22 protein-coding genes and 1 riboswitch are annotated in these 22,094 nt (G+C 38.1%); of the genes, 7 read left to right on the top strand and 15 right to left on the bottom strand.

Annotated elements, in window-relative coordinates; all coding sequences use genetic code 11:
• Positions 1-680: 680 nt before the first annotated feature.
• From C7N65_RS04260 to C7N65_RS04250, 3 genes are all read left to right on the top strand, one after another.
• Positions 681-1,523, top strand: coding sequence for a formate/nitrite transporter family protein (locus C7N65_RS04260; protein WP_105993237.1), 843 nt, complete (start codon positions 681-683; stop codon positions 1,521-1,523).
• Between the two features lie 71 nt (positions 1,524-1,594).
• Positions 1,595-1,948: a hypothetical protein gene (locus C7N65_RS04255; protein ID WP_105993236.1), complete on the top strand. Its 354-nt coding sequence runs from the start codon at positions 1,595-1,597 to the stop codon at positions 1,946-1,948.
• On the top strand, positions 1,945-2,127 hold the full coding sequence (locus C7N65_RS04250; RefSeq protein ID WP_105993235.1) for a hypothetical protein: 183 nt from the start codon (positions 1,945-1,947) through the stop codon (positions 2,125-2,127). Before C7N65_RS04255 ends, C7N65_RS04250 begins: the two co-directional genes overlap by 4 nt.
• A gap of 68 nt (positions 2,128-2,195) precedes the next feature.
• On the opposite strand, the gene C7N65_RS04245 is transcribed toward C7N65_RS04250, so the two are convergent.
• The gene (locus C7N65_RS04245) at positions 2,196-2,378 is read right to left on the bottom strand and encodes a hypothetical protein (protein WP_105993234.1); all 183 of its coding nucleotides are present in this window, start codon (positions 2,376-2,378) and stop codon (positions 2,196-2,198) included.
• A gap of 12 nt (positions 2,379-2,390) precedes the next feature.
• Positions 2,391-3,029 (bottom strand): HAD family hydrolase, encoded by a 639-nt coding sequence (locus C7N65_RS04240; protein ID WP_105993233.1) that lies wholly within the window; start codon positions 3,027-3,029, stop codon positions 2,391-2,393.
• Positions 3,030-3,232: 203 nt separating this feature from the next.
• Here C7N65_RS04240 and C7N65_RS04235 point away from each other — a divergent pair, with 203 nt between their 5' ends.
• Both C7N65_RS04235 and glpT read left to right on the top strand, forming a co-directional pair.
• Entirely contained in the window at positions 3,233-3,769 is a 537-nt protein-coding gene (locus C7N65_RS04235; RefSeq protein WP_105993232.1) for a hypothetical protein, read from the top strand.
• Between the two features lie 129 nt (positions 3,770-3,898).
• Positions 3,899-5,254: a glycerol-3-phosphate transporter gene (glpT, locus tag C7N65_RS04230; protein WP_105993231.1), complete on the top strand. Its 1,356-nt coding sequence runs from the start codon at positions 3,899-3,901 to the stop codon at positions 5,252-5,254.
• Positions 5,255-5,325: 71 nt separating this feature from the next.
• On the opposite strand, the gene C7N65_RS04225 is transcribed toward glpT, so the two are convergent.
• The 9 genes from C7N65_RS04225 to C7N65_RS04185 all read right to left on the bottom strand — a co-directional run bounded on the left by C7N65_RS04225 (position 5,326) and on the right by C7N65_RS04185 (position 16,106).
• Positions 5,326-5,847, bottom strand: a complete 522-nt coding sequence (locus C7N65_RS04225) for an SRPBCC family protein (protein ID WP_105993230.1) — start codon at positions 5,845-5,847, stop codon at positions 5,326-5,328.
• A 132-nt stretch (positions 5,848-5,979) separates the two neighbouring features.
• Positions 5,980-7,290 (bottom strand): Na+/H+ antiporter NhaC family protein, encoded by a 1,311-nt coding sequence (locus tag C7N65_RS04220; protein ID WP_105993229.1) that lies wholly within the window; start codon positions 7,288-7,290, stop codon positions 5,980-5,982.
• 69 nt (positions 7,291-7,359) lie between these two features.
• Positions 7,360-7,476: riboswitch (SAM riboswitch) on the bottom strand.
• 89 nt (positions 7,477-7,565) lie between these two features.
• Positions 7,566-8,177, bottom strand: a complete 612-nt coding sequence (locus tag C7N65_RS04215; RefSeq protein ID WP_105993228.1) for a flavin reductase family protein — start codon at positions 8,175-8,177, stop codon at positions 7,566-7,568.
• Positions 8,178-8,359: 182 nt separating this feature from the next.
• On the bottom strand, positions 8,360-9,241 hold the full coding sequence (locus C7N65_RS04210) for an SDR family oxidoreductase (RefSeq protein WP_105993227.1): 882 nt from the start codon (positions 9,239-9,241) through the stop codon (positions 8,360-8,362).
• Between the two features lie 70 nt (positions 9,242-9,311).
• Positions 9,312-10,427: an amidohydrolase gene (locus C7N65_RS04205; RefSeq protein WP_105993226.1), complete on the bottom strand. Its 1,116-nt coding sequence runs from the start codon at positions 10,425-10,427 to the stop codon at positions 9,312-9,314.
• On the bottom strand, positions 10,420-11,598 hold the full coding sequence (locus tag C7N65_RS04200; RefSeq protein WP_105993225.1) for a SulP family inorganic anion transporter: 1,179 nt from the start codon (positions 11,596-11,598) through the stop codon (positions 10,420-10,422). The genes C7N65_RS04205 and C7N65_RS04200 overlap by 8 nt, the downstream gene beginning before the upstream one ends.
• Positions 11,599-11,782: 184 nt before the next feature.
• Complete coding sequence (gene hutI, locus C7N65_RS04195) at positions 11,783-13,024, bottom strand: imidazolonepropionase (RefSeq protein ID WP_105993224.1); 1,242 nt, start codon at positions 13,022-13,024, stop codon at positions 11,783-11,785.
• The gene (gene hutU / locus C7N65_RS04190) at positions 13,017-14,705 is read right to left on the bottom strand and encodes a urocanate hydratase (RefSeq protein WP_105993223.1); all 1,689 of its coding nucleotides are present in this window, start codon (positions 14,703-14,705) and stop codon (positions 13,017-13,019) included. The genes hutI and hutU overlap by 8 nt, the downstream gene beginning before the upstream one ends.
• 72 nt (positions 14,706-14,777) lie before the next feature.
• Positions 14,778-16,106 carry a YjiH family protein gene (locus C7N65_RS04185; RefSeq protein ID WP_199790655.1) on the bottom strand — a complete coding sequence of 443 codons (1,329 nt, stop codon included), beginning with the start codon at positions 16,104-16,106 and terminating at the stop codon, positions 14,778-14,780.
• A 514-nt stretch (positions 16,107-16,620) separates the two neighbouring features.
• Here C7N65_RS04185 and C7N65_RS04180 point away from each other — a divergent pair.
• On the top strand, positions 16,621-17,508 hold the full coding sequence (locus C7N65_RS04180) for a LysR substrate-binding domain-containing protein (RefSeq protein ID WP_105993378.1): 888 nt from the start codon (positions 16,621-16,623) through the stop codon (positions 17,506-17,508).
• Positions 17,509-17,566: 58 nt separating this feature from the next.
• Here C7N65_RS04180 and hutG read toward each other — a convergent pair whose 3' ends face one another.
• Positions 17,567-18,496: a formimidoylglutamase gene (gene hutG, locus C7N65_RS04175; RefSeq protein ID WP_105993221.1), complete on the bottom strand. Its 930-nt coding sequence runs from the start codon at positions 18,494-18,496 to the stop codon at positions 17,567-17,569.
• A 356-nt stretch (positions 18,497-18,852) separates the two neighbouring features.
• On the opposite strand from hutG, the gene C7N65_RS04170 reads away from it, so the two are divergent.
• Positions 18,853-19,803, top strand: a complete 951-nt coding sequence (locus C7N65_RS04170; protein WP_105993220.1) for a CPBP family intramembrane glutamic endopeptidase — start codon at positions 18,853-18,855, stop codon at positions 19,801-19,803.
• Between the two features lie 167 nt (positions 19,804-19,970).
• On the opposite strand, the gene C7N65_RS04165 is transcribed toward C7N65_RS04170, so the two are convergent.
• The 3 genes from C7N65_RS04165 to C7N65_RS04155 are packed head-to-tail and all read right to left on the bottom strand — an operon-like array spanning position 19,971 to position 22,062.
• Positions 19,971-20,657 (bottom strand): ribose 5-phosphate isomerase A, encoded by a 687-nt coding sequence (locus tag C7N65_RS04165; RefSeq protein ID WP_105993219.1) that lies wholly within the window; start codon positions 20,655-20,657, stop codon positions 19,971-19,973.
• Between the two features lie 23 nt (positions 20,658-20,680).
• The gene (locus C7N65_RS04160; RefSeq protein WP_105993377.1) at positions 20,681-21,697 is read right to left on the bottom strand and encodes an aldose epimerase family protein; all 1,017 of its coding nucleotides are present in this window, start codon (positions 21,695-21,697) and stop codon (positions 20,681-20,683) included.
• 38 nt (positions 21,698-21,735) lie between these two features.
• Entirely contained in the window at positions 21,736-22,062 is a 327-nt protein-coding gene (locus tag C7N65_RS04155; protein WP_105993218.1) for a YnfA family protein, read from the bottom strand.
• Between the last annotated feature and the right edge of the window lie 32 nt (positions 22,063-22,094).

Here is a 22,094-nt window from a genome sequence, read left to right as displayed (position 1 = left end):
TAATTTCCAGGCTTAGTTTGTTTTGGTATCGATAATCAGCCCCATAATGATGTCATCCAAATCTCAGCATCCCAATTTACTAAGATTAAGAAGATTGCGAAAAATTAAACACTTTTTTCTTTTTCCTATCGATTTCTATTCTGCTAAGCCCATTGAGGCTATTATACTATAAAATTCTAAGATGAAAACATAAAAATTACACTTTTATGTATGCGCTTTCATTTATTTTTTTCTAAACGACGTAAGAAAGCAATCATCACGCATTTTAATGCATTTCGCGCTCAAAATAAATATTGTATTTTTTATTAGAACTTTTACGTTTCATGGGATACATTCAATTCACAATGAACGCTGTCCATTTAAGAAATACATATTATTTGAACATTATAGCATGGAGCTTAATTTAAGCGCAATCTTCATTTTTGAATTTTCTGCATAATGTTTTGTTATAACCTTTTCGAAAATGACATGAATTTAATTATACTTTCAAATGTAAGCGCTACCTTTTATATAATTTTCACTTTTCGTTCAAAAAATGAAACTTTACCAAAACTTTTATTGTGAAACTATTCACAAATATAAGGAAAGCGATTATACTATATTCATTGTAGAAGTTGAGACCACCCTCTCACCTTGAACTCAGTTAATCATTAAAGCCTAGAGCGAGGAGTTTTTTAGAAATGAACAGTGAAAAGTATATCCGTTGGGATAATGTATTTTACGGACGCAAGTGGGTTAAAGAAGTTGTTAAAACAATCCAAACTAAAGACGTCTTACAAGCTACATATTTTAAACGGTATTTATTACGTGCCATGATGGCCGGTTTTATCATCAGTATTATCTCAGTATTTGTGTTAGCAATTAAAGCAGGGTTTGTACAAGAAGTACATACGGGAGAAATCAATACAGGCATTATCAATATTGTCGGATCGGTTGCCTTCAGTTTTGCCTTAGTCCTGATCCTCTTTACCAACTCAGAGCTTTTGACAAGTAACTTTATGTATTTCACAGTTGGACTCTATTACAAAGTAATCAGTCCTTGGCGTGCATTCCAAATCTTCATGCTGTGCTTTATCGGTAATATGTTAGGTGCCTTAGTATTCTTTGTCATCTTACGTTTCAGTGACGTCGTCACACCGGAAATGATGAAACAGCTTGAAGTCATCTTGCATCATAAAACATTGACAGCAAGTCCGACTGAATTACTTGCTAAAGCTATCTTCGCGAACTTCTTCATTAATATCTCATTAGTTATTGCGATGCAGATTGAAGATATCTTAGCTAAAATGTTTGTTATGATGTTCGGTGTTGCCATCTTCGCATTCATGGGCTACGAACACGTTGTTTATAATGCTTGCCTATTCATCGGCGGTGCAATCTATCAATCAGATGTATTGCATTTCTGGCCTGCAGTTATCAATATTGTCGCAGCCTTTATCGGCAACTATATCGGCGGCGGATTGATTATCGGTTTATTCTACGCTTACCTGAATGATCATAAGCAATTCAAAGACGAACTCTAACGTTGTGCATACGACGCACCAAGATACTATGTTATAATTTGGATGACCTTAATTGAAAGGAGACGTCAACATTGTCTAAACAATTAGTCTCACGTGCCATCCTTTATACATTTATCTTTGGTGCGTTGTTCTTTTTCTTGAACAGAATGGCAAGTCACGAAACAATTTCGCATACTCTGATACTCTCTGTCACTGCGGCAGTTGTATTCGGTGTGTGTTATATCGCCTTGTTTAGTGCTTTGACTTCTCCTGCGAGAAAGATGAAAGTCGGTATCATCTTACCTATTACATTGATTCTAGGTATTATTATCGGACAAATTACAAATCATATGAAAATCGGAATAGGCGCTGGTCTGATAGCAGGATTAGCAATTGCCTTTTTATGGGATTTTCTATCTAAAGATAGCAAAGGAGAATCAGAGTGAAGTTAACCTTAGTCATTATTGTTATCGTCCTCCTTATCATTAATTTAATACCGAACTACATTATGTATCGTCGTTTGAAAGCACAAGGCGAACAAGCTAACCGTCGTGCTTTAATGATCGGAGTAGACGCAATTTTATTAGTTATCATTGTTGTTGGGCTTGTCTTTATGATGAAGTAAGTATTTTTAAATTCAATAGAACGAAAAGAAGCTGAGCACTTGATGTATTTTCATCAAAAGCTCAGCTTTTATATTTGCCCTTTTAATATAAAATGATAGACCAAATAAGCAGAAATCAAATAAATCATTGAACCTATCATGAAAGCACGAAACCTTACATGCATAGGAATAGTTTTATTAAAAATCGGTCCTAAGACCAAGTTGCCGATTGCGATAATAATCGGTCCTGCTAAAAAGAATAATAGTAACATGTGTTCACCTGCTTAAGACTTAAAATAACGTTCTATAATAGTATCAGCCGAAACATTCATAGCTTCTAAATCTAACGTACTAAAGTCCATTGCTTCTGTCATCACATTTGTATTCACAATGACACCTAAGCCTGCAAGTTGAGCTGCAGTCGCGCCATTCACTGAGTCTTCAATCGCTAAACAGCTGACAGGATTCAAGTTCAACTGTTGTACAGCTGTTAAATACAAGTCAGGTGCAGGTTTGACTTCTTCAACATCTTCTCTGCCGACAATTACCTGCACACGTTCAACTAAATTCAAGTGTTCTAAAGCAGGTCGGATATTATTGATACTGCTGCTGGTTGCTATGGCCATTGGAATCTGCGCTTTTTCTAATTTATCCATCAACTTACGGATATTTTCTATCATCGGCAATGCCTTGCTCTTTTGATGGTGATCCTCATACAATTTTAAAGTCGCATCTTCCCCTATTTCCTCTTCTAAATAACGATGCAGGTCTAATGCTGCACCACCGATTGATTGCCGATAAAAATCTAAAGAAATCGGTGCTTTTTGATGCGCACTTAAATGTTCATTAATCACATCATATAGATGTTGTTCTGTATCGATAATGGTACCGTCAAAATCAAAAACAACTGCTCTGTACTTCATGTGTATGCTCCCTTCCATAATTAATCAACAATGATTTCATTATATTTGATAATTAAATGAAATTACAAATACATTATTTCGTCCAAAAGTCCTAGTGAAAAATTGTTTAAAGCGTGATACAATTTACAATGAATTTGAAACAGCACGTCATCCATCTATCTTTTGCCACTCAAATCTACACTAAACTTCTGGAGGAATTGTCTATGTTCATAGATAAATATGACACATTTATTATTAATATAGGGCATCTATCAACATGGCTTAAACGAAGACAATTAATGAAAGCATGCCGGCAGCTTCAAAGCAGCCACGCGGTTCAAGCTGAATTCACTAAAATCAAACAGCACCCTGTATTGAAAGTTCGAATCCCTAAATGCAACTTACCCTATTTCATCAGCTTCTTAAGTTATCACAATTATCCTATATACCAAATTTTGCCTTATGCAGAGAAAGATTTCATTTATCAATTCGCACCGAATATCCAAGCGACAATGCACTTTAAACTGAAGGTCGACGGTTTGTCTGACATGTTTATCAAAGATAAAATCATCGATATCATGCAATATTTTAAACACCAAGAAGGTGTCAATTATGTTTTAACACCGCACCATATCGATATTTCATGTACGCCGCATGTCATTGCGAAATTAATTCACGCACTTGCTACGCAGAATATTGATGTACTCGGTGCAAACTACAAACCAAGAGTTGCGCAGCATAAACATAGTACGATTTCTTAAATTAAGGTAAGCGCCCAAGACATTCTGATGTGGAATGTCTTTTTATTTTGTTATATTTTAAAACTCATATTGCTATTTTGTAAATTTAGTATTAACATTATGTTAACAATTTGTTAAGGAGGCGCTTTCATGTTTAACTTTTTAAAACCGCCGAAACCGATTGCTCCGCTTCCAAAAGACCAAGTCGATCCTACATACAAGGAACTTCGTCTTAAAGTATTTTTAGGAATCTTTATCGGTTATGCGGGGTATTATCTTTTGCGTAAGAACTTCTCGCTTGCGATGCCGGATTTGATTGAACAAGGCTTCAGCAAAGGACAATTAGGGATTGCGTTATCAGCAGTTTCAATAGCTTACGGTTTCAGTAAGTTTGTCATGGGAACTGTCAGCGACCGCAGTAATGCGCGCATGTTTTTAACTTTGGGACTGATTTTAACAGCTATCGTCAACTTATTGCTTGGTTTCGTACCATTCTTTACTTCCAGTATTTTGATCATGTTCATCATGCTGTTCTTAAACGGCTGGTTCCAAGGCATGGGTTGGCCGCCATCTGGTCGAATATTAGTCCATTGGTTCAGTGTCAGCGAACGGGGAAGCAAAACTGCTATTTGGAACGTTGCCCATAACGTCGGCGGCGGTTTGATGGCTCCGATTGCGACTTGGGGTATTTCAATGACGGCTTTATATAATTTCGGTTACCTCAAAGGATTCGAAGGCGTCTTCATTTATCCCGCACTTTTAGCGATTATCATTGCGATTATTTCTTATGTATTGATTCGCGATACACCGCAATCTGAAGGTCTGCCTTCAATTGAAGCGTACCGCAATGACTATCCAACAGCATCAAGAACAACCCTCGAGACAGAATTAACTACAAAAGAAATCCTCTTCAACTATGTCCTCAACAACAAATGGATTTGGGCCATTGCATTTGCAAATATCTTTGTTTACTTCGTGAGATACGGTGTATTAGACTGGGCACCTGTCTATTTAAGCGAAGAGAAACACTTTGATTTGAAAGCATCTGGTTGGGCTTACTTCTTATATGAATGGGCAGGTATCCCAGGTACATTGCTTTGCGGATGGATTTCCGACAAAGTCTTTAAAGGTCGCCGCGGTCCTGCAGGCTTCTTCTTCATGTTAGGTGTAACAATTTTTGTTCTGATTTATTGGCTTAACCCAGCAGGCAATCCATGGGTAGATAATTTATCACTCGTAGCAATAGGTTTCTTAATCTATGGTCCTGTGATGTTGATCGGTCTGCAAGCATTAGACTATGTTCCGAAAAAAGCAGCCGGTACTGCAGCTGGTTTAACTGGTTTATTCGGTTATTTATTCGGAGCAGTGATGGCCAACATTGTACTCGGTTTTGTAGTAGATCACTTCGGATGGAATGTCGGCTTCATATTATTAACAGGTATTAGTTTGCTGGCAATGCTCAGCTTCATCTTAACGTGGAATAAACGCGGTCAAGAAACTGTATAATTCCTCAAATATTTTCATTTATGTATAAAAGCAGCGGCACCGAATTATGTTTCAGTGCCGCTGCTATTCTTTTAGAATTCTTCTTGATTTTCTTGTATCTCTTTTAAAATTTCTTGTAGTTTAATGAACATGTTTTCAAAACCATGTGCAGTCGCATCATGATATTCTTTCTTTTGCTGTTTATATTCCAAAGTTGTCCATCTTCTTTCTTTCGGAACAACAGCAGTATATCGGAAATTCATTTGTGTCATATCCGAACCTGGTTCGCGTTCGAAGATTTCTACTTCAATTGTATCTTCTTTATCGCTCAATTCAGGCATACCGATTGTCATGACAATACGGCTTGGTGCTTCTAATTCTTGGAAGACACCTGTCACTCTGTTCTTTTTGCCGTTACGTTCATCCACAATTTCATAACGTCTGCCTTCTTCAGGAATCAAATCAATTGATTGATTTGAACGGTTGGAAGTCATAAACCAGCGTTTCATAATATCAGCATCCGTCCAAGCTTGATAAATCAACTCAGGTTGAATACGCATTAAACGTTCCAATGATATGACTACTACGTCGTTTTCAATGTTATATCTTGCCACTCTGTCGTCACCTACTTTCACACTCTCTATTATTTTAACGCATTTAAGAATATAAGCCAAAGCAATCGCGCTTACAAACATAGTAATTCACAACAAGATTACTTTAACATTTTTCAAGCGTGAAAGTAAAAGTTATTTCGCTTTTTGCTTGCTTTTGTTAAGTCTCGGCAAGTTAAAGGCAATCGCAATCAGACCGCTGATACCTAAGATAATCGGATAAATCGAATAAGGAACCAGCATAAATGGTGAAATACCTGCGACACCTGCTGCTGCTATCACTTGCGGACTATACGGCAGCAACCCTTGGAAACAACTGCCGAAGATATCTAAGATACTTGCTGATTTTCTTGGGTCAATATCATATTCATCCGCAATGTTCTTCGCTAATGGCCCTGCCATTAAGATAGAAATCGTATTATTCGCAGTTGAAATATCAGCCGCGCTGACTAAACCAGCAATACCGAATTCTGCCCCGCGTCTTGATTTCACTTTGCTGCGAACAAAGTTCAGAAGCCAAGTAATACCGCCATAGTGTTGAATCAAGCCGATTAAGCCGCCGATCATTAAAGCGATGATTGCGATATCTTCCATACCTATCATACCTTCTGATGCTGCTTTTAAGAATCCAATCCAATTAAACGAACCATCAATCAAGCCGATAATGCCTGACAAGACAGTTCCACCTATCAGTACGATAATGACATTAATACCGATTAAGGCCAATATCAATACTAATAAGTAAGGAATGACTTTGATAAATTCGAAACTATAATCTTTTGTACTGCTTACTGTAGCACTGTGCGTTAAGAACCCTAAAATAATCATGGTGATAATCGCACCCGGCAAGACAATTCTGAAGTTCACTTTAAACTTATCGCTCATCCGTGTATTTTGTGTACGGACTGCAGAAATCGTTGTATCAGAAATCATGGATAAGTTATCGCCGAACATTGCCCCGCCGACCACTGTCGCCATTGCGATTGCTGCTGAAATATCTGTGGCTTCACTGATACCGAAACCAACCGGCGCAATCGCCGCAACAGTTCCGACTGATGTCCCCATTGAAATAGAGACGAACATACAAATAATAAATAATCCTACGATTAATAAGTTGCTGGGAATTAATGTCAACCCAAGGTTAACTGTTGATTTAACGCCGCCCATTTCCTCAGTTACTTTAGAAAATGCACCAGCTAAAACGAAAATCAAGACCATTAAAATAATATTCGAATGACCTGCACCTTTAGTGAAGACTTCAACTTTATCCGCAAACTTTTGTTTACGGTTCATAACTAATGCGATAACCACCGCAATCGTAATCGCAATATTCAACGGCATCTTCGTAAAGTCTCCTGTAATAATACCGACACCTAAGAATAAACCTACGAATATGACTAAAGGAATAAGTGCCAAAGCATTCCCTTTTTGTCTTTCTTCGGACATGATTCAAACACCTCGCTCATATATTAAAAAAATCCTTTTTCCTGCTAAGAAAAAGGATACAATGCTTGTTTCTTATCTCTTAGCAATCAATTTTGCTACGGGAATTGGCACACGCGTCGCAGAAATTCTGCGATCCATGTTGCCGAGGCTTCAAAGTGCCCTTCACTCCACCTCTCTTGATAAGTACTATTTATTTTTATTTTCCGAATCTTTTTAAACCTATCATGATTGTCCGCTTTAGTCAATCGTGAAAACAAAAAAACTTAATTTTACAATTATTCTGTTGGGCGTTCTAATACAAACTCTTCGCCAAGTCTTACATAATCATTACCTGCAAGACGACCGACAGGATGCAAAGCCTTAACATCAATTTTATGCGGCTCGATATAAACTTCGTCTGCGATATGATATTGTACAACTTCGCCTAAAATCAAATCGTTGCCGACTTCATCATTGCCCAGTTCAATTACACGATCTAACTTGCATTCAAACGTAATACTTGCACCTTCGATACTCGGTACATTTACTACTTGTGAAGGAATCGTTTTAAAGTCTGTACGCTCTAATTCGTTTTCTGTACGATCAATCGGTGCTGCAGTACTGTTAATCCCTTCAATCATTGACAGTTCAGAGATATGTACTACAAATTCTCCGGTATCAATAATATTTTGTGCTGTATCTTTGCGCACACCATTAGTACGGCCTGTCGAAATCATAATCATCGGCGGCTGGCTGCTCACCACATTAAAGAAACTAAAAGGTGCTGCGTTTAAATTGCCGTCTTTATCTTGTGATGTCACAAATGCGATAGGTCTCGGCAAGACACTGCCGCTTAATAATTTATAGTTTTCTCTTTGCGTTAAATCTTTTGGATTAAAATGTTTCATGGTTATCTCCTTTCTATACTTTATCTGAAGTGTCTCTATAATAAGCAACTGTTCATCAAAATGCGAATATTATGTTTTCCACTACGTGTTTACCCAAAATTTATATCACAAATGATGAAACCCCTCACTTTATTCAGCGAGGGGTCAGATTTATTGGTTACTTGCAAAATCGCATGTTTGAATCAGTTGATTTGTTTACCGCCAGTCACACCATAGACTTGGCCTGTTGTATAACTTGATTCATCAGATGCAAGCAAGACATAGGTGCTTGCAAGTTCAACTGGTTGGCCTGAGCGTCCCATTAATGAACTTTGGCCGAATTCTGGTATTCTGCTTTGCGGTTGTCCGCCTGAAATTTGCAATGGTGACCAGAATGGTCCAGGTGCTACTGAATTTACACGGATACCTTTATCAATTAATTCTTTAGCAAGACTTTTCGTCAATGAAATAATGGCTGCTTTTGTAGCTGCATAATCATGCAATACTGGATTTGGATCATAGCCTTGAATTGACGTTGTTGTCGTAATAGTTGCGCCTGGTTTCAAGTAATCCAATGCTTTTTGTACTGTCCAGAATAACGAGTAGACATTTGTTGTAAAGGTTTGTGTAAAATCTTCTGTTTTGAAGTTTTCAAAACCTTCGTGATATTGCTGATGTCCAGCTACAAGTGTCACATTATCTAAACCGCCAAGTTGTTCATTCGCATAATCGACTAATTCATAGTTGAAAGACTCATCTGAAAGATCTCCTGGTTTCAGATAAACTGTACCGCCAGTAGCTTCAATTACTTTTTTAACTTCTTGTGCGTCTTGTTCTTCTTTCGGATGATAGTTAATCACAACTGACGCACCTTCACGTGCATAGGCAATTGCGACAGCACGGCCGATTGCTGAATCTCCGCCAGTCACAAGTGCTTTGATACCTTCTAGGCGGCCATGTCCTTTATAAGAAGTTTCGCCGCAATCAGGTTTTGGTTCCATGTCTGCTTGAAGACCTGGCCATTCTTGTTCTTGTTTTGGAAAATCTTCATCAGTGAATTTCTTGCGCGGATCTTGTGGTGCCATTATCTATCACTCCTCATTATTAGTCATATTAATGCTATACCACAAGATTCCTATTTCATTCATGAGCAAATTAAAATAATTTTTGAACTAAATTTGCGAGATACACAGGTGCTGTTTCTAAAATACCTTCATTCGGATTGTATTTCGGATGATGCAGATCATAATCAGATTCAGAACCGATAAAGGCAAATACACCTGGTACCGTATCACTCATTGCTGAGAAATCCTCACCGATTGTTTTCGGCTGTTTCAAATCATACACTTGATAACCCGCTTCTTGTGCAGTACTTTTCGCAACTTCTGTTAAATCCGCATCATTCATCACTGCATTCGGCAAATGTATATAATCTAATTCAACCTCGGCATCAAACGCTTGCGCTAAACCATCACAAATACTTTGAAGTCTGTGTTCAACATGTGCGCGTGTTTTCGGATCAAATGTACGCACTGTCCCTTGAATTTGAGCAGTATCAGGAATCACATTCCATGTATTGCCGGCTGACACTTCTCCGATCGTCACAACTGCAGAATCAAACGCTGAGACATTACGGCTTACGATAGATTGCACACTCGTTAATAATTGTCCTAAGATAATCATCGGGTCGTTGCTTTCTTCTGGTTTAGCCGCATGGCCGCCTTTAGCTTGGATACGAATAAAGAAACGGTCTACAGCTGAAGTCATGGCACCTGCTTTAATCGAGAATTCTCCAACTTTTAACGTTGGATCATTATGGAAACCAGTCACAGCTTTGACACCCATTAACACACCGGCATCAATCATTTGCTGTGCACCGCTGCCTAATTCTTCAGCAGCTTGGAATAAAATACGTACACGTCCCGGCAAGTCTGCTTCTTTCTCTTTTAATATTAAAGCAGCCCCTAAAATACTTGCCATATGTATATCGTGACCGCACGCATGCATAGCACCTTGGTTTTGAGAGGTAATGTCGCTGTCGACTTGTTCTAGTATCGGCAAAGCATCGATATCTGTACGCAATGCGACAATTTCATCCCCTTGTCCGATTTCTGCGACAACTCCGGTTTCTAATGGATAATCTACCATTTTAATATCGTGTGCTTTTAAAATTTCTTTTAATCGCTTTGTAGTTTCATATTCTTGATAAGACACTTCTGGATACTGATGAAACAGACGTCTCCACTGTTTTAATTGTTCTGTATTACTCATGTTTTATCCTTCCTTTTACTGCAAAATGTATCATGAAATAGATAAGTGTGCCTGATGCGACACCAAAAGCTAAATTGTTCGTAGTTAATGTGACTGCCATCGTGATGACAATGGTAGCTGTATTTTGTAAGGGTGCTTGGCGGATGGCTTGAAGCGTTCTTCTATCAAACGTATTAATCGCAATGGATACAAGTACTGTTGCTAAAACTGCCATCGGAATTAAAGCAATCACCGGCCCTAAGACATAAATCGTCAACAGCAGAAACAAAGCTGTTACCAAGGTCGCATATCGTGCTGTTGCGCCGACTTTGACATTGAATTTAGATTGTCCTACTAAGGCACTGCCCCCGAATCCTCCAACTAAACCAGCTGCCAGATTGGCAAGTCCTTGTGCTGCAGATTCTTGGTTTAAACTGCTTCTTTGATGTGTCATCACATCTAAAGCTTGTGCTGTGAGCAATGATTGCAATGTACCGACAATTGCCATCGTTATCCCGTAGCCTAAAATAATTAAAAGCGCTTCGCTATGGGCAAATAAATGAAAATCTTTGATTTGCAGTTTCGGCAAAACAACATAAATATCTGCTAAATCATGCACATACTTTAATTTCGGATGAAAAAGATGTGCAGCAATCGTTAAAATCACAATGGAAATCAAAGGTGCCGGCAAGAATGAAATCACTTTCGGCGCATATGCAATAATTAAAAATGAAATGATCGCAAAAATATATGTAGCAAAAGAGACACCGAAAACATTATTAATTTGTGATGACATCAGCAGCAATGCTAAAGCATTCATAAAACCGATGACTACTGCTGTCGGAATACGCTGAATGAGCTTGCCGATATTCAAAGCACCCATCAGCAGCTGCAATAATCCCATTACAACTGATGCACAAATCAAATAGCCGACACCGTGATGTGCAACTAAAGGCGCCGCAACCAGTGCAATGCCGCTGCTGGGTCCGGTAATCATCAATGGACGGCCAGCCGTTATACTTAAGACAATCATCATGACGCCCATGCTTAACAAACCGACAGAAGGATTCATCCCCACAATAAAAGAATAAGCAATGGCACCTGGCAAGGCTGATAATGCGATTAATATACCTGCTAATACATTATCTTTGATATCGCCCTTCCATTGATTGATATAGTTCTGCCAAAACATGGTTCATCCGCCCCTTTTTCTCTATGCACTTATCTTAACACAGTTGTCAGATAATTCTTGAGACTAAAAACTATCTTTTTTGTTTTGCTACCAAATTTAAAAAATAAAAAAACAGCTATATACCTGTCTGATGACAAGTATATAGCTGAAAAAATAATTTAACCTATACTAGTAATGCTTTGGCTTATTGTTGTACGTTGATACGATTATCGATGAATAATTTACCATCTTTATAAACGTATTCTGCATGATTGATACCATAATGATACGGTACATATTCATAGTTCGGTACATTCCAGATGACGAAGTTTGCACGATCATCTTTTTCAAGTGTACCTGCATCTGCATCAATAGCTTTTGCGGCATTGACAGTTACTGCATTCCAAATTTCATTCGGTGTTAATTTTAATTTCAATGCAGCAATGGCCATCACCATTTGCAAGTTGTTCGTAACGTTGCTGCCTGGGTTGAAGTCGGACGCAATCGCTACTGCACCGTTGTTTTCCAACATACCGCGTGCATCCGCATATTGATCTTTACCTAGGTAGAATGTTGTACCTGGCAGTACCACCGCAACTGTATCGCTGTCTTTTAAGGCTTGTTTGTCTTCTTCGCTTGAAGCTACAAGGTGGTCTGCTGAAACCGCACCTTGTTCGATTGCGACACCTAAACCGCCTAACGGATCGATTTCATCTGCGTGGATTTTTACATCAAAACCTTGTTCTTTAGCTGCTTTCATATACTCGCGAGATTCATCTACTGTAAATACACCTGTTTCACAGAAGATATCCGCAAAGTCCGCATATTCTTTAACTTCTGGTAATAAATCAATCATTTCTTGCAAGAATGCTTGGTTAGATTCTGCTTCTTTTGGTACCGCGTGCGGTCCTAAGAAAGTATGTTTCATTGTAATACCGTATTTATCTTCTAATTCGTGTGAAACTTTTAATTGTTTCAATTCGTTTTCTTTATCCAAACCATAACCGCTCTTGCTTTCAACTGTTAAGACACCATATGACATCATCTCGCGCAAGGCTTTATCTGATTTCTTGAACAATTCTTCTTCAGTTGCTTCGCGTGTTGCTTTCACAGTAGAAAGGATACCGCCGCCTTGTTCTAAGATTTCAAGGTATGATGCACCTTGTTGTTTTAATGCCATTTCATGTTCTCTTGAACCGCCGAATACAAGATGCGTATGTGCATCTACAAGTGAAGGAGAAACGACTTTGCCTGTCGCATCAACCGTTTCTTTTCCTTCATACTCATCAGTATGTTCACCTGCATAAACAACTTTACCGTCATTTACAACTAATGTAGCATTTTCAATTACATTTAAATCATTCAATTCTTTGCCTTTTAACGGTTTATCCGTCTTTTTAGGTAAAATTAATTGTGCAATATTTTGGATAACAACATCATTACTCATTAGAATCTTGCTCCTTTAACATTGGAATATCGACACCTTTTTCTTTCGCAGTATCAATCGCAATATCGTAACCTGCATCAGCATGTCTTACTACACCCATACCCGGATCTGATGTAAGTACACGTCCTAAGCGTGCGTCTGCACGTTCTAAACCATCTGCGACAACAACCATACCAGCATGTAATGAATAACCCATACCTACACCGCCGCCATGGTGCACTGAAATCCATGAACCGCCTGCAGCTGTATTTACTAATGCGTTTAAGATTGCCCAGTCGCCTACCGCATCTGATCCGTCTTTCATTGATTCTGTTTCACGGTTAGGTGAAGCCACTGAACCAGAGTCTAAGTGGTCGCGTCCGATAACAATCGGTGCTGAGATTTCACCAGTACGTACTAATTCGTTTAGTTTCAAGCCCATTTTTGCACGGTCGCCGTAACCTAACCATGCGATACGAGATGGTAAACCTTGGAATGCGATTTTCTCGCTTGCCATATCTAACCAGCGCAATAACTTCTCATCTTCAGGGAACAGTTCGCGCATTGCTTTATCTGCGACTTCGATATCTTTAGGATCGCCGCTTAATGCTGCGAAACGGAAAGGACCTTTACCTTCACAGAATAATGGTCGGATATAAGCAGGTACGAAACCTGGGAAATCGAAGGCATTGTCTAGACCTTCATCAAATGCCACTTGGCGGATGTTATTACCATAGTCAAATGCAACTGCACCGCGTTTTTGGAATTCTAACATCGCTTCAACATGTTTTTTCATAGATTGTTTAGAAAGTACCACGTAGCGATCAGGATCTTGTTCGCGTAATTCTTCAGCTTCTTCTAAAGAATAACCTTCAGGAACATACCCGTTTAACGGGTCATGCGCTGATGTTTGGTCTGTTACAATATCAATTTTGAAATCACGTTTTAAAATTTCATGGTGTACTTCAGCCGCATTGCCGACTAAACCGATTGCTAGTGCTTCGCCTGCTTCTTTAGCTGCTTGTGCTTTTTCTAAAGCATCATCTAAAGAGTCAGTGATAATGTCGCAATAGCGTGTATCGATACGTTTCTCGATACGAGATGGGTCAACATCTACCCCGATGACTACACCCTCGTTCATAGTAACAGCTAATGGCTGCGCACCGCCCATGCCGCCTAAGCCTGCTGTTAATGTGATTGTACCTTTTAATGAACCGTTGTAATGTTGATTTGCAAGTTCCGCAAATGTTTCATAAGTCCCTTGTACAATCCCTTGAGAGCCGATGTAAATCCAGCTTCCAGCAGTCATTTGACCATACATCATCAAGCCTTTTTTATCTAATTCATGGAAGTGTTCCCAATTAGCCCATTTAGGTACTAATACAGAGTTAGATAATAATACACGCGGTGCTTCTTCGTGTGTTTTAAAGACTGCGACCGGTTTACCTGATTGTACTAACATTGTTTCGTCGCTTTCTAAACGGCGCAATGTATCTACAATTGCATCAAATGCTTCCCAGTTACGTGCTGCTTTACCAATACCGCCGTACACGACTAACTTTTCAGGATGTTCTGCGACTTCTGGATCTAAGTTGTTGTACAACATTCGAAGTACTGCTTCTTGTTCCCATCCTTTACATTCGATTTCTAAACCTTTTTTAGCGCGGATTTGTCTGCCTTGTTCTGTTACATCTTTAGTCATAATAAATCTCTCCTTTGTTTAATTATGAAATTTAAAACATGAATTACCCCTTGGTCCATTGATTGCTTAACTTTAATTCCCGAAGATAAGCAATGCGAATGGAATTGCGATCAATAATGTTAATGCCACACGGATGAACCAAATCAATGCCAATTTCCAAATCGGAATCTTGATATCCGTAGCAAGAATACACGGTACTAATGCTGAGAAGAAAATAATTGCTGAAATACTAGTAATTGCAGTTACCAGCTTCACTGCCATAGTCGACTTCACAACTAATAATGACGGTAAGAACATTTCAATCAATGAAATTGCTGATGCTTTCGCAAGCAATGGTTTATCTGCTATCGGGAAGATATAGATAAACGGATAGAAAATATAACTTAACCAATCAATAATCGGTGTGAAGTTAGCTAAAATCAATCCGAAGAATCCGATAGATAAAATTGATGGTAAAATCGCCATCGTCATTTCTAATCCATCTTTAACGTTCACCCAGATATTCTTTAATAATGGTAAAGAATCATGAGATTGACGCTTCGCTTCATCATATGCAGCGACAATGCGGTTCCCCTCAACTTCAACTTCTTTTTGTCCTTCTTGACCTTGGTAATACTCTTCTGACTCATTGCGAATCGGTGGCAAGTGTGCAGAAATTGCTGTTACTACAAATGTAATGACTAAGGTACTCCAGAAGAATAAGTTCCAGTGTCCCATTAAATCTAATGTATTTGCGACAATTACCATGAATGTTGCTGAAACAGTAGAGAAGCCTGTCGCAATAATCACTGCTTCTTTTTTGTTGTACATGCCGTCTTTATAAACACGGTTAGTAATCAATAATCCGAGTGAATAGCTTCCTACGAAAGAAGCTACCGCATCGACTGCTGATTTGCCTGGTGTCTTAAAGACAGGTCGCATAATCGGCTGCATAATGACACCGATGTATTCTAATAAGCCGTAACCTACTAGTAATGACAATGCGACTGCACCAACTGGAATCAAAATACTTAATGGTGTTAATAATTTATCGAATAAGAATGGGCCGTAATTCGGATTGAATAATAATCCTGGTCCAATCTTAAAGACATACATGATACCAATCACTGCCCCAACGACTTTAAAGAGTACAATGATAAAGTCAGTTACTGACTTTTTAAAATCTTGTCGAATCACAGGCAAGCCTGCTCCGGCAAGAATTAATAGTAATGCCACATAAGGCATTGCTGGTCCAAGTGCTGCGCGAATCCATAAATGAACGTGGTCGACAATAATCGTGTTTGTGCCGTTAATTGTCACCGGTACGAAGAAACACAGAATCCCGATAATACTGAAAACGTAAAACCGCCACATCTTTACCCCTGTAATTTTGTTCGGCTTTCCGTCAGGCTGGAATTCCATCTCTCCAGATAACAAATTTGCTTCAGTTTTCATACTTGGTACACCCCTTTGTTTAACAAGTACATCAAAGCTGTTTTGATTCTGACTGGATCTCGATGACTTAAGCTTCGTATCATACCGTTCTCATTTTTATGAAGTTTTTGTAAAATTACGACAATTAACTGATGACGTCCCCTCACCATTTAATTGCCGCCCCTTTATTTGAATGAAAGTCCTCCTTCAATAAACTCGCAAGTTAAACACTTCTCATCATGCTATAATAAATTAAGTGTTCAAGAAATTGTTAAATGATTAATCGAATATTTACCATTTCTTGAAAATTCTAAATATTCTATGTCAAAAAAATAACAACAAAAATTGTTGAGGAATAACTTGCATTACACATTAAGTATAAGGGGTCATTGCTATAAGCTTCAAATATAAATAAACTAACCACTCATAGTTTGAAGCTATAAATGTGTGAAAATGCTTTAACTTCAATGGTTTTCGAAATCTTAAACAAGGGGATGAGATGTTGAAAATAGTACAATTAGAGTATTTTTTAGCTGTGGTTAAGTACAATAGTTTTACCAAAGCTGCACAATTTTTACATATCAGTCAGCCTTCCTTAACTACTGCAATTAAAAAAATAGAAAGTGACTTAGGCTACTTATTATTTATCAGAACCACAAAAGAATTGAAAATTACTGAAAAAGGGATTCAATTTTATAAGTATGCTAAAGATTTAGTCGATACGTACCACCGGACTTTAGATCAAATGTATGACTTGAATATCAGTGATGAACCACGCATTAAACTTTCAATCTTAGAATCAACCAGTGCATGGATGGCAATGGTCATTCAGCATCACCACTTAAAGTTCAATAATCAGCGCTACCAGATTGTTGAGCAGCACAGCTTGCGCCATATTATTTCAAGCTTGCTGAACTTCGATGTTCAATTTGCTTTATCCAACGAAGAAATTCAACGTGAAGGCATTACCTCAGTACCGCTGTATCAAGAACCATATGTATTGATTACTCCTAAAAATGAATTTACAGACAGACAGCGTGTCAAAGCAGAAACTTTGCAGCACTTGCCGCTTATACTTCCTAACCGGCAATATCAAGTCAGAAAGCACGTTGATGAATACTTTAAGCATATGAATATTCATCCGAACATTATATTAGAAGTAGATCGTTTTGAAACAGCAACTACATTAGTACATCGCGGTTTAGGGCACACCATTATCCCTCGCTTCTACTACCAATCCTTTTCTGCCAACGATTTAAATGCTGTCAAACTCCAACCGGGTATTGAACGTACGCTGTACATTAATTATATCGATCACCGTAAATTATCAGAATCTGCCAATGCACTGATTAATGACTGTATCAACTATTGGAAAACGGAAAAGCCGTAAAGAAAAAGAAACGGATACTTCCAACAAAATGGAGGTATCCGTTTCTGCTTTTGATTGATTAATGAATAAAGTTATGCAAGAACAAAGCGACCAGTTTGGCAGTACGATTATCCACATCATGCAACGGATTCGTTTCTGCGACACTGACTGATACTAATTTCTCATGTCCGACAATACGTCTCGTCAATTCTAAAATGATATGCGGTGTAAGACCGTTCACAGCAGGTGCACTGACACCTGGTGCAAATGCACTGTCTACAACATCCATACAAATTGTCAGCATAATTATGTCATGTCTGTTGATAAAGTGGTCGACTTTATCTTTGATAGTCGGTGATATTTCATGCAGAATTTCATCTACCGTCACAAATTCAACACCGCGCTGTTCTGCGTAATCAAATAAATGTTTCGTATTGCTGGCTGGTTGAATACCTAATACGAAATAATTCGCATTATCATCACCCTCTAAAATCTGTCTGAAACTTGTACCAGATGTAGATGATTCTGCTTCTCTTGTATCAAAGTGTGCATCGATATTAATGACACCGATGGATTCATTCGGATAGGCTTTGCGCATCGCAAGATATTGTGCATAAGCAATATCATGACCGCCGCCGATTAACAATGAATAAGAATGATTGTTAAACATTTGCGCTGCTAAATCCGCATACTCTTCTTGTGTATCGATTAAATGATCGTGGTCATGATAAACATTGCCGTAATCATAAACTGGACATGGTGTTAACACAGACAAGTTTGCGAATGCTTTACGGATCGCATCCGGTCCTTCTTGTGCACCTACACGGCCGTTGTTCAGTTCTACCCCTTTGTCTACAGCGTAGCCTAAAATACCTGTACCTTCTTTTTTATCCAATTTTGTTTCATTGATATCTTTTAGTTCAATAGTTTGGAAATGTCGAAATTGTGTTTCATCCGACTCACTATCTACTCTGCCTGTCCATAAATCTTTGTTGGCTTGCTTATACATCTCACAACATCCTCCTTAAAGTTGTCATATGCCAGCATGCAATTTATATATGCATACTAAACATTGCATGTGCTTTTTACATACCCCTTTCTTAAAAATATTAAAACGCTTTCACTTAAGATTATCGCATGCAACCTTTACAATGATATTTCATTTATAAGTCATTTCAAGGGAAGTAATTTATTTCTTTATTATGGAGATGTATAATACTATTAGGTTATTATGTATGTCCATACGATTAATAAGAATTAAAATACGCAATACATAATAAGGGTTCACGTAAAGCCATATGTATTATATGATAGTAGTTTAATTACAACTGTATGGATATTGCCGTAATTATTGGAGGTTTCTCAATGAACACGAAACGCATATCTGGTTTCCAATGGGCTATGACAATTTTCGTCTTTTATGTACTCGCATATGCGCTCCCATTGATTCTGAAAGATTTTCAAGGCCAAGTACCATTTAAACGCTTTGTCTTTGACTTAAGCACACTTGCGCCATTTATCGCAGCTGTGATCTGCTTAATTGTATTTAGAAATAAACGTGCACAAATTGCCGGTTTAAAACTCTCAATCAGCTTTAAAGTCATTGAGAGAATATTATTAGCCGCTATATTGCCGTTAGTGATTTGTATTATTTGTATGTATGCCTTTAATACATACGCAGACAGCTTTATTATTTTACAATCTAAAAACTTATCTGTGTCAGTCATTTCTATTCTGATTGGACATATTTTAATGGCATTCTTTGTAGAGTTCGGTTTTCGTTCTTACCTGCAAAATGTTGTAGAAAATAAAACCAACACATTGTTTGCCTCTATTATCGTAGGTATTTTATATGCACTATGGAGTGCTAATGCTTCATTCAGTATGGAATATACACTCTATAACTTGCTTTATCATTTTGCTTTCTCAATGATTATCGGTGAGTTGATCAGAGGTACTAAAGGCCGCACGATTTATATCGCAGTAGTCTTCCATGCGATTATGTCATTTGGACTTGTCTTCTTCTTCAGCGAAGAATTAGGCGATGTCTTCTCAATGAAAGTCATTGCTTTAAGTACGACACTTGTCGGCGCAATCTTCATTATACTGAGTCTGATTATCAGAGCATGTTTCTATTTCTTCACCAAAGATACGCTTGAAGAAGTAGAACCGAATAACTACTTTGATTATCCTAAACATGAAGATGAAACAGATGCTGACACACTTCATGAAGACAAGAACATCAAAGATACAGATACACACAACGACTTAAAGAATACAGAAGAACCAAAAGAAGATAGAGAACTTAAAGAATAAGTTAAAGCAAGCGCACTGGCAATACGGTCATTTGACTGTTAGCCAGTGCGCTTATTATTTTGGCATTATTTCAAATTCAGCTGATGCAAAAAATTCGATTGAGAAATAACCAATTAGTTATCTCATCAACCGAATTTATTATAGAGCCCTTATTTTTTCTATGTTATTTACGCTTTATCGATAATTTCTACACCTTGCTGCTTGCCTACTATGACACGATCTGCAAGATCTAAGAAGTATCCAGTTTCTAATACACCTGTTAAGTTGATTAAATAGTTATGCATGTCGTATGGATCTGTGTTCGGCGGTAATTCAATATCTAAAATATAGTTGCCGTTATCTGTCACGAACGTAATGTCTTCAACATTGCGGCGTGTAACTTTCGCTTTCGTTTGTGCTTCGATTTTCTTTGCGACAAGCATCCAATTGAAGCGATCGACTTCAACCGGCAATTTAAACGTTTGGCCTAAATAATCCACTTGTTTCGTTTCATCAGCAATGACCACAAAACGTTCAGCCATTTCATCAATTACTTTTTCACGAAACAATGCGCCGCCTCCGCCTTTAATAAGATTCAAATCAGGATCGAACTCATCAGCACCGTCGATTGCGACATCGATATGATCCACATCATTTACATCTACAATCGTAATGCCTAATTCTTTTGCGGCTAATCCTGTTTTATTGGATGTACAAACACCTGTAATCTTTGTGGTCCCATCTTCCAGCAGCGCTGCAATATGCGGTAATAATAATTCAATCGTACTGCCTGTACCAATGCCTACAACCATACCATCTTTAATTTCTGATACTGCATCTTTTACTGTTTGTAATTTTAACTCTCTAACATCCATGCTGAATACTCCTTGTCATCGTATTACTCTGATTTTTCTATGATTTGATACGTTGTTTTAGAGAAGAAAGCATCGCCTTTGCGTAAAATCGAGGGTGCTTCTTCCCCTAACAAGTTGATATCATTCGGCAAGCTTTGCGCTTCCAAAGTAAAACCTGAGTGGGGTTTATATATATTCATATCGCTATCCCAGTTGTTTGTTTCATTAAACGTAAAGACTACCACATTCGGCATATCCGTCTCCATTTTCAACAAAAATTGTTTGTTTTCAACAATCAGTTCATCACCAATTGTAAACGGATGATCTAGTCCTTGATACTTTTCGATTTGTGCGTGCAAAGGTGTCTCCTCGTTATCGAAGATTTCTTTGAAACTGATAGGTTGATGATCTGATAATGCATTTAAATCTACAACATCATCGACACTCGGTAAGTTCTTATCATTCAAGAGATGCACTTTCAAATCTGAACTTGATAAATAATGATTATCTATTTCTTTATTATCCCGATTCAAGTTGAAATAGACATGATTTGTTGGATTAAATAAAGTTGTTTCTGTTGCTTCTGCAGCATATTCAATCGTCCATCTGTTGTCGATATCATACGTATGTATTATCTTTACTTTAATATCTCCAGGGTAATGGTCTTCTGCTGCTTTAAGTGTCGTAGTGAAAATAATTTGGATAAATCCGCCATTGTCATCTTTAATTTCATAGTCGAAGAAATGTCGGTTCATTCCTTGCGGACCGCCATGCAAATGGTGCGGCGGATCATTTTGTTCTAATTGATATGATTTGCCGTCAAGTTCAAAACGTCCCTCTTCAATACGGCCGCCGTAGCGTCCTACACTCGCACCGAAGTAAAATGGATTTTCAAAATAAAATTCATCCGCTTCTACTACATTGCCGAGTACAATATTATTATCCTCATATTTCCAAGACACGATACGTGCTCCATAGTTTGAAAAGACAATTTTTGCGCGATCATTGTCAATTTTAATTAAATCTAAACCATTTCTTTGGTGCTCCACTTCTGTAAACATCATTTCAATACACCCTTTCCTCGTTGATTCAGCCAGAATCAACCTCTGTCAGGCAGCAACATAATCAAGACACCGATGATACATACAATGCCTCCTATGACATCATACTTATCCGGTACTTGTTTATCAAAAACGTACCCCCATATTATACTCATGACGATAAATACACCGCCATACGCCGCATATACTCGGCTGAATGTTGGAAATGCTTGGAATGTTGCGATGATCCCATATGCAATTAAAAGGGTACCTCCAAGCAACCCCAGTAACGGTGATTGCGCATCTCTTAACCACAACCAAATCAAATAACCGCCGCCGATTTCACACAGCCCTGCTAAAATAAAAATTACGATTGGATACATCATATCTTTATTGCCACCTATATATATCTATATTA

The organism is Staphylococcus simulans, from assembly GCF_002994445.1.
In the GTDB taxonomy this organism is placed as follows: domain Bacteria; phylum Bacillota; class Bacilli; order Staphylococcales; family Staphylococcaceae; genus Staphylococcus; species Staphylococcus simulans_B.
The sequence above is the reverse complement of the archived record's forward strand: the minus strand, read 5'-3'. Positions and strand labels throughout refer to the sequence as shown.